Raw genomic sequence first — 1,569 nt, forward strand, 5'->3', positions numbered from 1 at the left:
GCCCTCATGACCAACCCCAGCGTGATGCTGCTCGACGAACCCTCCATGGGCCTGGCCCCGCAGATCGTCGAAGAGGTGTTCGAGATCGTCAAGGACCTCAACCAGAAGGAGAAGGTCACCTTCCTGCTGGCCGAGCAGAACACCAACATGGCGCTGAAGTACGCCGACTACGGCTACATCATGGAGAGCGGGCGCATCGTGATGGACGGCGTGGCCAGCGAGCTGCGCAACAACGAGGACGTCAAGGAGTTCTACCTCGGCATGGGCGGGGGCGAGCGCAAGTCCTTCAAGGACATCAAGAGCTACAAGCGCAGAAAGCGCTGGCTGGCATAAATCGGCTCCCCCCGCGCCGCGCCGCCGGCGCGTCACCCCTCAGGGGCGACGCCTGCGGCCCGGCAAAGCCGGTTCCGCGGCATCCTGGTTTCAGTCACTTCACCTTCACACATCGCAGCCATGGCACAGCCTGAATTCTTCGACGCCCTGGAAACCCGATCGCCCGAGCAACGCGAGCGCGAGCAGATGGGCGAGCTGGCCACCCAGGTGGCGCACGCCCAGCGGCACAGCACCGCCTTCGCCGAGATCCTGCGCGGCGTGGACGCGCAGGCGGTGAACAGCCGCGCGGCCCTGGCGCGCCTGCCCGTCACGCGCAAGACCGAGCTGCTCGAACGCCAGAAGGCCTCGCGCGCCAGCGACCCCTTCGGCGGCTTCTCCACGCTGCGCCGCGGCCCGGCCATGGCGCGCGTCTACGCCTCGCCCGGCCCGATCTACGAACCCGAGGGCGCCACGCGCGACTACTGGCGCGCCGGGCGCTGCCTGTACGCGGCGGGCTTTCGCGCCGGCGAGCTGGTGCACAACGCCTTCAGCTACCACATGACCCCGGGCGCCTTCATCCTGGAGTCCGGCGCCCACGCCGTGGGCTGCTCGGTCTTCCCCGCCGGCACCGGCCAGACCGAACAGCAGCTGCAGGCCATCACCGAACTCCAGCCCGAGGCCTACACCGGCACGCCCAGCTTCCTGCGCATCCTGGTGGAGAAGGCCCAGGCCGAGGGCATCGACATCGGCAGCATGCGCAAGGCCGTGGTGGGCGGCGAGGCATTGCCGCCCAGCCTGCGCGACTGGTTCGCCGAGCGCGGCGTGGCGGTCTACCAGAGCTACGCCACCGCCGACCTGGGCCTGGTGGCCTACGAGACAAGCGCGCGCGAGGGCCTGGTGGTGGACGAGGGCGTGATCGTCGAGATCGTGCGCCCGGGCACCGGAGAACCCGTGCCCGAGGGCGAGGTGGGCGAGCTGGTGGTCACCACCCTCAACCCGGCCTACCCGCTGATCCGCTTCGGCACCGGCGACCTCTCGGCCATCCTGCCCGGCGCCTGCCCGACCGGGCGCACCGCGCCGCGCATCAAGGGCTGGATGGGCCGCGCCGACCAGACCACCAAGGTGCGCGGCATGTTCGTGCACCCGGCCCAGGTGGCCGACATCGCGCGGCGCTTCCCGCAGGTGAAGAAGGCCCGCCTGGTGGTCAGCGGCGAGATGGCCAACGACCAGATGTGCCTGCGCGTGGAGGCCAGCGAG

Annotated in this window: 2 protein-coding genes; both read left to right on the top strand. The window is 70.2% G+C overall.

What is annotated here, in order from left to right:
* A partial coding sequence (locus AC3WPZ_RS27915) for an ATP-binding cassette domain-containing protein (RefSeq protein WP_492442612.1) occupies positions 1-333 on the top strand: 333 nt, incomplete at its 5' end.
* A gap of 120 nt (positions 334-453) precedes the next feature.
* Positions 454-1,569: phenylacetate--CoA ligase family protein (locus AC3WPZ_RS27920; RefSeq protein ID WP_444691528.1), on the top strand; the 1,116-nt coding region annotated here is incomplete at its 3' end.

Source organism: Hydrogenophaga sp. FW305-3-2-15-A-LB1, assembly GCF_058787875.1.